An 8,436-nucleotide genomic window follows, 5' to 3' on the forward strand; every position below is an offset into this window, starting at 1 on the left:
CCTTTTTGGTGCACCCCCCCCCGCGAGCGCCCCCCCCACATAGAGCGGCTGGCCCCACACACCCCCCCCGCGGGGGTGGGCCACCCACACCCCCATTAACCCCCCCCCCGCGGCGTGCGGGGCCCCACGGGCGATCGTGGAATCCACGCTGACATCCCAGACGATGTCCCCGGCGGCCTCGGCACAGATCTGCAACGCCGACAGGATCGCTTCCCACGCCCCGCTGCGCTGCCAGGACCGGAACAACCCGTACACCGACTGCCACGGCCCGTACCGCTCGGGCACATCCCGCCACGGCGCACCTACCCTTGTCCGCCACCGGATTCCATCGATGAGCTGCCGTTTCATCCATTTCGGCGGGCGCCCGGACTTCTTGCCGACAGGCAGCAGCGGCTCGATCGCCGCCCACTGTTCATCGGTGAGGTCCGCACGCCTCGATGCCGTTACGCTGGTCACGAGGTATCCGGTATTCGGTTCGTCTTGGTAAACAAACCATCTACCGGAGACCTCGCCCATCTCCCGGCAACGACACGCGAAAACCCAACGTCTACAAGCGATTACGCGTCAGCGGTGCCGACATCAACCACTTCCTAAACACGACCTAGGTGCTCGGTGATCGCGGCGCGGGCAGGGCAAGCTGCCGGCCTGGGGCGCGATGGCGGGTGTTGCGGGCGCGGGACGGACGGCATTCGCAGTGCGGGAACCGGATCTCGCAGGCGAAGCACCACCCGCACTGGCGGCAGTAGCGGCCTACCCGGTACAGGTCGATGTCGTCACAGCCGTCGCAGACATACCGCTCGCGCATGGAATAGCGATGGGATGCGGGCAGGAAACTGCTGTTGGAGTACCAGATCCCGTTGTCCCACTGTCCTTTCGATTCCCCGAACAGGTACACCTGCTGGTCGTAGGCGGGGTCGACGGTCAGGATCAGCAGTTTTGAGGACCCGAGCCAAGTTTCCAGGCCACGCGACCCGCGGAAGGTGTCCAGCGACCCGAACGGCATGTTCGGCAGGTAATCCTCGGCGGCGATGCGGGTATCGGAGCGCCAGTCGTAGGCGCCGGGGTGGACGCGTTTGGGCAGGATCCCGTTGTGCGCGAGCACCGTCCGCTGGTCCCCGCCGAGCCGGAAGGGGTGGCAGTTGTCGACGGTCCTGATTCCGTGGGTGGCGTAGCGGGAGTGAAACAACGCGGGCCCGTCGGGGTGGGCGGCGCGGATGCGGGCGAAGGTGTCGATCACTTTCTCGGCGTTCATGCCGTGGCCGGTGACGATCCGGTTTCCGGTGATCAGGGCGAATCCGTGCCCGTGAGGGTTGGCTTCGGCGCCGCGGCTCAGAGCGTGCGGGTCGGGGGCGACGGAGGCGGGGATGAAGGTCAGGAGGCACACAGCAGGACCTCCCTGGTGTCGTCAGGGGCGGTGAGTTCGGCAAGCAGGGGCGTGTATTCGAGGCGACGGCTCGCCCAGCCGGTGAACCGGTCCCAGTCCCAGCCACCCGCGCGGATCTGGGGGATCGACAAGTCGGCGGTGTAGCGGATCGAAGCGTCAGTGAATGCCAGCGCGGCCTGTACCTGCTGAGCCTCGAGGGAACTGGCGAAGACCCGCAGCTCCAAGGTGTCGCGCGGGTGCGGGTTGATCGCCTGGTTGCGCGGCAACCCGAGGGCATGGTGGGCGCCTTTGGCCAGGTCCTTGGCGCGGGCGCGGGTCCCGGGCTCGAACGGGGCGTAGCGGCGGCTGGTGCGGCGCGCCAATGCGGTGACCTCGGCGTGGTTGCGGTAGACCAGCTTCATCCACCGGTAGATATGAGCCGGCCCGGTGAATCCAGCGCGGGAAGCGTGCACGTGCAGGCCGACGCTGGTGTTGGTTCGACACCCCAGCACGTTGAGGTCGTCGAGCATCTGCCACGGGAACCCGGTCAGGGCGTACTGGTAGGTCATCGGGTGGCACACGATCTCGAATCCCGCCGGCTGGATGGAAGAGTCGCGTTTGAGGTAGCCGAGCGGGCCGAGCGCGTCGACCGCGATCGCGACCATGTCGTCGTAGCGGTCCTCGGGGACGATGACCTCGAGTTCCATACCGAGGAACAACGGCCCGTCACCGTGGAAGATCGGATCCGGCCGGTAGAAGTAGTTCCACACCTTGTACGGGTCCGCGCAGCGATCACACTGCCCGCGGCCTCGGATCAAGGTGCCGCAGTCACGGCAGGCTTGTAGCTGGCGGGCACACTCGGCGCAGGCGCGCTGGTTGCCGACGACGTAGCGGCTGTGGCGGGTGAAGCGCTCGCACTGGAAGCACTGGTCAAACAGGCGCGCGCAGAGCTCGCACACCACACCACCGGTGTCGACCCGCTGCAGCGCCGATGTGACTTCCGAACACACCACGCACGGGTTGAGCCGGGACATGCATTCCGAGCACAGCCGTCCCGCGCAGCTGGTGTCGATGAGTGTGATCGCGCGGGCGCCGCACCGGTAGCACTGCGGGCACCTGTACACGCAGCCCTCGCAGACGCTCCCACCGTCGATGCTGTAGCGGGTGCCAGGATCGCGGGTTCGACAGATCCCGCACTGGTCAGGCAGTTCCACCTCAGGCATGGCGATTCACATTCCTTCCGGAAACGACGAACGCCGCCCCCGAAGGCCGGGTGCGGCGTGAAAGACGAGAACGAGAAACAGCAGTGGGGAAGTCACGGGGTCGGGTCAGGCGGCGCTTGCGTAGGCCCGGCGGCAGGCGACGGGTTCGCCGTGATGGCGGCCGTCGCAGGTGACCAACGCCAGCACCCGGTCGGGTACCGCGAGCTTGCGGCGCGCGAGCGCTTCGAACTCGTCGATACCGCTCGCGGCGATGGCCTCGTAGTGCTCATCGAAACCCTTGACCGGCTCACCGAGGTCGGGCAGTCCGGCTTGTCGCCACATCCGCAGGTAGAGGCCGAACGCCGTGGTGTTCAACGGTGTCGTGAGACTGACCTGTATCAACGACAGCGCGACCTCGACCGAGGTCCCCGGTTTCGTCGACAGCCCGTCGGCGACCCGCCCGAGCAGTTCGCGCGCGTGGGCCCGGTAGACGAACTCGGCGCTCATCCGTTCGTGGGTCGCGGTCAACAGCGAAAACCCGTGATACAGAACATCAGCGACATCCCGGTGGCGATCCTGAGCGTGGGTGATCTCGTCTTCGGCCCAATCCAGTTGGGCGAAAGTAGTTGTGAGGGTCTTGGTGGACTCCGCGCCGAGGAGAGTGCGCAGAACAGGTTCGATCATGCTGAGCGTGTCGGTCATTCAGGTCGTCCTTCGGCAATGATGTTGTGAGAAGCAAGAGTTGGAAGGCACCACACTGCGACGGGCCGATCCGTGCGGCGCCGAGGTGCGCTGTGGCCGGTGTGATCGGCCGTGAAGCGCTAGCTGGCGGTGACGGCAGCCGGGCGTATCCTCGTAGGTGGAAGAGCCGCTGGTCGGGTCGATCTCAGGAGTTTGAGATGCCTGCTAGCAAGCCACGTCGGTCCAAGCGAGATCCCGAACTGGTTCGGCGTTTGGACGAGGTCCGTCAGGTGATGAAGGTTCGGCGCACCGAGGCGGAACGCCGCGCAGCCGCGACGATGGACGCGGTCGAGAACTACCTGCACGCCGCGGGAGTCATCCGCCAAAGCCTTGCGGTGCGTGATCAGCGCATCGGTGAATTGCGTCGACAGATCGAACAGCTAGAACGTGAGCACGAAGCCGAGGCTGCTCGATGGCGTGTCCAGCAAGCGAGTGCGGTCGCGGCGATGCGGGAGTTGGGTGAGTCCGATGACAGCATCGGGGCCCTACTCGAAATGACCCGCAGGCAACTGAGGCAACTGATGGCTGCTGCGGCTCGTACGGCCGAGCGGTCAACGATCAACCGAGGTGGACCGGAGCGGGGTGCTGCGGCCAGCGGTTCGTCGGACGGGGGGCGCGTGGAGGTTCAGACGAGCGCGCAGGTCACCTCAACCGTGGACGGGTCGCTCGGTCAGAGTTTGGCGTAGCCGCCGGTGTTCCAGACATGCCAACGGAATTGGCTCGGGGCCAGCGCGACACGGTAAGGGACGCCGGGTGCTGTCGGGTATGGCCAGTAGGCGACGCCGCACCGATGGCAGTAGTAGCCGTGGCTCCACACGCCTCGTGCACGACTACGCCCCGCCTGGACCCTGCCGTTTCGGCGCGCTCGCTGGAACGCGATGGTCAAGATCGCGGCAACGGGGATCGACAGGAGCAGTGGAAAGAGGTAGAAGCCCAGCAACGACGCCATCATGCGGATCGGATTGCCCGGCAAGGGGTTTTCGGCCAGTGCAGCGCTGCACAAGGCGAACATGACCATGACGAACAACAGCAGAATGGATCCGAGGACCGACAACGGTCCTGCTGATGGCAGTACGGGTTGCCACGCCAAGCTTCGCGCGAGAGCGGAGCTGTGGCTGTGTTCCTGGACCGAGGTCCCGATGACGGGGACGAGACCACCCGGAGCTATACCGATTCCGGTGTGGACGCCAGTGCTGTAGCCGCTGTGGGTTCCATCCGACATGGCGGCGGGCACGCTCTGGACCCAGTCGATGCGTTCGCACTGTGGGCAGGAGAGATCGAGGTTCACTGGTCCCCCAAAGGACGTGGTTTCTCGCTGAAGTAGTGCACAAAGGTGATGCCTGGCAACGAACCGTGCATCAATCCAACATGGGGAGTGGCCTTCTGTCGATGTGGCCTGAACCACATCAGGCAAAGGTTCGGGTGGTCTGCCGATCGGTCGAAACATCCTCGGTCTCAACTGTTCGCAAGCGCTTCGGTGCCCGCGGAGCCGCGGTCTGCGTGCGCACGCTCGTTCTCGGCGTGCGCGCGGCCGCCGCGCGGATCGGCATCAGCGTCTGCGTTGCCGGAATCGGTGTGCGCACGGTGGCCGCCATCGCGCGCACGCTGAGGAGCGAGGCCCGCGTCGGTGTGCGCACGGTCGATGGGTACGTGCGCACGCAGTCGTTCGGCGTCGCGCAGGATCCGGCTGACAGCTGAACGGCTGCACCCGAGTTCGCGCGAGACGCGGCTGGCGCTCCACGCGTCGATGTACCGGTGCGCAAGCACTGCGACGACAGTGGCAGGGTCGCGCCGCCCGCCGGGATCCTGATCGCAGATCAGCGCCGCCAGCGCTTCGAGATCAACCCCACCGACAGGATCATCGCGGGATTCCTCGTCCAGCCCGGAAGCTCCTATCTGGGTGGCAGGTAACTCGGCAGCGCCACCGAGAACTGCCGCCTGTGCAGCCGGGGGCTGTGGATCGGGCACGGCGGCTGCAGGCGCCAGGCGGGTGTCGGGCGGATGTGCGTGTGCCAGCGTCAACAGGGCGATCGAACTCTGAGTCATGGCACCTTCCACAATCAAGGGCCACAGCCATGCTTCGGCGACGGGCACACCCGCGGTGATCGCCAACGCACGCAGTGCGGTGAACGACAGCCAGAACGCCCCACCGGCGATGACCCCGGTCAGCGCTGTCGCGGCCCGGCGGGCGGTGAGCGAGACGGTGTTCGCGCGTGCGAGCAGCGCAACGCCGTGGACTGCGGCCAACAGCGCCAGTGGGGGGATGACGGCGACCGCAGCAGCGACGGCCGGTAGAACGGTCGTGTGCAGGACGGCTTGGGTCGCGTTGCCGACCACGCTGACTCCTGCAGCGATGCACAGCTCGCTCCAGAAGAAGACGTGCGCACGGTCCGTGCGGACGACTTGTCGGGTGGTCGGCTCGGCCCGAACTGATTGCGATGATGCAGTCGGCATGCCTGTTGGCCTCGCTTCGGGGTGGTCGCGAATAGAAGGTCGCGGCGATCGGATCACCGCTGGGAAGGGGGCCGGGATGTCCGACCTCGGTGCGAGATCGACTCCCAGCCGGAACTGACTTGCCGGTGTCGCCGGCGGGCCAGGCGCCGACGAAGTCATCCGAATGGCACCCGCGCTGTGGCGGATTGCAGGAAAGGTTGGTGCTCGACCAATCGACACGAGTTCAGCAGGAAACGGTCGAGAATGTTGAGATAGGTGGGGACGTGTGCGCTACCGATTACCGCAGGTAGTGGGTAGTTTTGGATGCGCCGAGGTCAACCGTGAGTACTACGAACCCTATTAGGTGAACGGGCAGTCGACGGCTTCGCCGCATGACATTGCCGGAGCTGACACATGGTGTTACGTAGATATGCGCATTAAATATGAAATGGCCACGTGTACCGGGATAGCCACAAAGACCACCCTGGCCAGCCAAGGACGCGAGGCGCTGGCGCCAACTCATTCGAAGCGTCGATCGCCGCGTGCCCATTGTTCGAGGATGGCTCGGTGGTCGGGGACGGTTTCGGGTCTGTCGATGTAGTGGGTCTTTGCGACGGCGGTGGTGTTGCCGAGTTGGCGGGCGGCGTTTTCCGGGCTGCCGGTGGCGTTGTCGACGGCGGTGCCGGTACCGCGGCGGAACGTACGCAGGGTGACCCAGGCGAACTCGGTACCGCGGGCGGCGCGCCAGATCCGTCCGAAATTGTTGGGGTTGCGCAGTGATCCGTTGCTGGCGGGGAACAGCAGTCCGTGTGGGTTGGGGGTTCTGCTGATTTCGAGGTGGTCGATGGCTTCCTTGATGGATTCGATGCTGTGTTGGGGGAGCAGGATTCGGCGCCATCCGTTGTCGGTTTTGGGTGCGGGTTTGCGGATCCATCCGCCGTCGCCGGCGCCGCGGATCTGGTCGAGGGTTCCGGTGACGTCGAGGTAGGGGTCGGGGGTGTCGAGGTTGATGTCGTCGAGCAGTAGGGCGAAGACTTCGTAGGGGCGGATGCCGGTTCCGGTGACGACGTCGACGACCCAGACCATGGTCCAGTCGCGGCGTGGTCCCTTGGTATAGCCGGGGGTGCCTGGGATTTCCTCCCCGCGCGCCCATGCCCGCACCTGGGCGCGGAACGCGGGTAGGGCGTTCATGTCGCGGACTTTGCCGCGGGCGTGTCTGCGTTTCCTGCGGAAGGGGTCGACGTTGTCGACGGGGTTGGTGTCGAGGATGTCGTGCAGGACGGCGATCTGCATCATCGCTCGGAGGATGATCTTGTGTTGCTTGGCTTTGCGGGGATGGCCGAGGGCGATGATGCGTTTGAGGTGGCGGTCGAGTTCGCCGGCGGTGGCTTGCCAGATCTGGAGGTGGCCGATGGTGTTTTCGATCTTGACGGTGTTGGGGTTGGCGCGCTTGTCGTGGGAGACCTCGATTTCGCGGCGGTAGTCTTCGACCAGGCCTGATGGGCAGGTGGGGTCCAAGCGCATCGAGGTGAGCAGTTCGCGGGCGAGTTCCATCAGGGTGGTGGTGCGGGTGACCGGGTTTTCGGCGGGGACTTCGTGGAAGTCACGCATGGCTTCGGCGAGTTTGTTGCTGGCCTCGGTGGAGGTGGCGCCATAGCGTTGGATCAGGGTGGTCTGCCACGCTCCGTAGTGGCGGACGGTGGTCCGCCAGCTCCCGTTGCGTTGTTTGCGGGGTGTGGACGGGGTCCCGAAAGTTCCGACGGGACGGGCATGTCGTCCGGGCACGATTTTCCCTTCTCGGACAGGACAGATGCCGGATCACGGGCGGTCGAGGCCACGCCGAAGGCGCGCCTGGCCGGATGCGGCGAGTGGAAGTTCAGGGCAGGCTGCGGCGGAGGCGGATCGGCTCGACCTCGGGGCGTTGACGTTCCCAGGCCCGGATATCAGCGAGCCGGTATCGGCGGTGTCGGCCCAGGCGGGCATAGCGTGGCCCGGTGCCGTCGGAGGCCCAACCGGCCAGCGTCTTAGCCGGGATCTGCATCCGCTGCGCGAGATCGGCAGTGGTCAACCACTTCTCGTCATCGGCGGTAGCTGCAGGCGCGGGCTCGGTGGCATTCCCCGGGGTGGTCTCGCGAAGCCGTTGGCGCTCCCAGGCGCGGACGGCAGCGAGCCGGTATCGGCGGTGTCGGCCGAGGTGGCTGTAGCGGGGTCCGGTGCCCGCGGAGGCCCAGGAGGCGATGGTCTTGAGGGGGATGCGCCAGCGCGCGGCGAGATCTGGGCTGGTGAGCCAGGTTTCGCCGTCGGGCAGAGGGGAACCGGAATTCGCCGCGTCGGGCGATGGGAGAGGAGAGGAAGGCATGCGTCGCTCACTAATGTGTTGCGATCAGTAGCTCTTCCTGCGGTCGAGTATATCGGAGGGCCCGCTGACGGCCTCGGGAGCTTGCGGCCCGCCGGGACCGGGCGATACCTGGCAGGTGTGCGTCAGGCCGACGCCGGGCGGCGTTGGCTTGCCCTCGAACCGTCCTATCGGGATACGCCGATTGCCCCGACCGGGGCATTATGTGATGTCAGACACAAAATGCTGAGCTAGGCGGCTCATGGTCGATGGTTTGGGCGGACTCGGCGCTCCCGCAGACCTTGTGGTAGCCCGTGACGGGGCTTTTTTTTGGGTGAGTGTGTGTGTGGGGCGGACACAGT

General features: G+C 66.1%; 9 protein-coding genes. 1 reads left to right on the forward strand and 8 read right to left on the reverse strand.

Features of this window, described 5'->3' with window-relative positions:
• The 4 genes from ACFWPJ_RS17590 to ACFWPJ_RS17605 all read right to left on the reverse strand — a co-directional run.
• The coding region (locus ACFWPJ_RS17590) for a transposase (RefSeq protein WP_378852548.1) at nt 1–456 on the reverse strand (456 nt) is incomplete at its 3' end.
• A gap of 145 nt (nt 457–601) precedes the next feature.
• Nucleotides 602–1,384 carry a hypothetical protein gene (locus ACFWPJ_RS17595; RefSeq protein WP_378852550.1) on the reverse strand — a complete coding sequence of 261 codons (783 nt, stop codon included), beginning with the start codon at nt 1,382–1,384 and terminating at the stop codon, nt 602–604.
• Nucleotides 1,372–2,373: a hypothetical protein gene (locus tag ACFWPJ_RS17600; protein WP_378852552.1), complete on the reverse strand. Its 1,002-nt coding sequence runs from the start codon at nt 2,371–2,373 to the stop codon at nt 1,372–1,374. The genes ACFWPJ_RS17595 and ACFWPJ_RS17600 overlap by 13 nt, the downstream gene beginning before the upstream one ends.
• Nucleotides 2,374–2,691: 318 nt before the next feature.
• Entirely contained in the window at nt 2,692–3,267 is a 576-nt protein-coding gene (locus ACFWPJ_RS17605) for a hypothetical protein (protein ID WP_378852554.1), read from the reverse strand.
• Nucleotides 3,268–3,518: 251 nt separating this feature from the next.
• On the opposite strand from ACFWPJ_RS17605, the gene ACFWPJ_RS17610 reads away from it, so the two are divergent.
• The gene (locus tag ACFWPJ_RS17610; protein WP_378852556.1) at nt 3,519–3,992 is read left to right on the forward strand and encodes a hypothetical protein; all 474 of its coding nucleotides are present in this window, start codon (nt 3,519–3,521) and stop codon (nt 3,990–3,992) included.
• On the opposite strand, the gene ACFWPJ_RS17615 is transcribed toward ACFWPJ_RS17610, so the two are convergent.
• The 4 genes from ACFWPJ_RS17615 to ACFWPJ_RS17630 form a co-directional block, all read right to left on the reverse strand.
• On the reverse strand, nt 3,977–4,360 hold the full coding sequence (locus ACFWPJ_RS17615; RefSeq protein WP_378852558.1) for a hypothetical protein: 384 nt from the start codon (nt 4,358–4,360) through the stop codon (nt 3,977–3,979). The genes ACFWPJ_RS17610 and ACFWPJ_RS17615 overlap by 16 nt on opposite strands.
• A gap of 401 nt (nt 4,361–4,761) precedes the next feature.
• Entirely contained in the window at nt 4,762–5,643 is an 882-nt protein-coding gene (locus ACFWPJ_RS17620; protein ID WP_378852560.1) for a DUF2637 domain-containing protein, read from the reverse strand.
• A gap of 615 nt (nt 5,644–6,258) precedes the next feature.
• Nucleotides 6,259–7,524, reverse strand: a complete 1,266-nt coding sequence (locus ACFWPJ_RS17625) for a hypothetical protein (protein ID WP_378852562.1) — start codon at nt 7,522–7,524, stop codon at nt 6,259–6,261.
• Between the two features lie 91 nt (nt 7,525–7,615).
• On the reverse strand, nt 7,616–8,098 hold the full coding sequence (locus ACFWPJ_RS17630; RefSeq protein WP_378852564.1) for a helix-turn-helix transcriptional regulator: 483 nt from the start codon (nt 8,096–8,098) through the stop codon (nt 7,616–7,618).
• Between the last annotated feature and the right edge of the window lie 338 nt (nt 8,099–8,436).

This window comes from Nocardia sp. NPDC058497 (genome assembly GCF_042720195.1).
GTDB lineage: Bacteria > Actinomycetota > Actinomycetes > Mycobacteriales > Mycobacteriaceae > Nocardia.